The organism is Serpentinimonas barnesii (assembly GCF_000696225.1).
Taxonomy (GTDB): Bacteria; Pseudomonadota; Gammaproteobacteria; order Burkholderiales; family Burkholderiaceae_C; genus Serpentinimonas; species Serpentinimonas barnesii.
Window position 1 is genome coordinate 1 of record NZ_BAWN01000061.1, and the last position, 779, is coordinate 779.

General features: G+C 57.3%; 1 protein-coding gene. It reads right to left on the reverse strand.

Features of this window, described 5'->3' with window-relative positions; translation table 11 throughout:
- Nucleotides 1–61 precede the first annotated feature (61 nt).
- A partial coding sequence (locus SRAH_RS11615) for an Imm49 family immunity protein (protein ID WP_206741114.1) occupies nt 62–779 on the reverse strand: 718 nt, incomplete at its 5' end.

Genomic DNA, 779 nt, shown 5'->3' on the forward strand with positions numbered 1-779 from the left:
GCGCGGTCGGCCAAGGCGCGCAGCCTGGGGCGACGTGTGCGGTGGCGCTGAGCCAGCAACATCAAGCGGGCCGCTGCGGCGAAAGCGCCGCATACGGTTCCTCAAACGGCTGCCAGATGTCAAAGCCCTGCATGAAGGGCCAAGGCGCTTCGTACTGTGCCAGGGGTTGGACCGGCAGCCAATCTTTTGGAATCCAGGGCGTATCCAGCTCCAACTCGTAGCCAGCGCGCCAAGCCAGCTTGGCGTACAGCGTGGCGAAGGAGGCGATGAAGTTATTTGAGAGGCCCGATTCAAACTGATAATAGCGGCTCCTCTGCTTGGGTGCGCAAAGTTCCAGCAAATACGCCCGCATCCCGTCTTGGTCGCCGGTTGCCAAAGACAGCCAGAATTGAAATTTCCCTAAGCGGGGTCGCAATCCCCGTTTGAACAACTCGGGCTGCGCCAAAGCGCGCTGACAATCCTTGGCCAAGGCATCCCAGTCTTGGCTGAGCGCTCGAATTAATTGTAAGCGGGCGAATTCGTCCGTATTGACGACGGTTTTTTTATCTGGTCGGGTTGGCGGGTCGTAATATTGGCGATTGCCACGCCACCATGCAATCAACTCTTCGTTGTCGCTGGCCAGCACCCACAATAAATCTTCGGCGCTGATGGGGCTTAGGGTTTCATGAACCCACATGATCCTGGCTTTGGACGACAAATAAAACCAGTGCTTCATCTCGTGCAGGTTGCCGTCACGGAAGTAGGCGAGCATGGCGCGGACATTGCAGTCATCAAAGAGA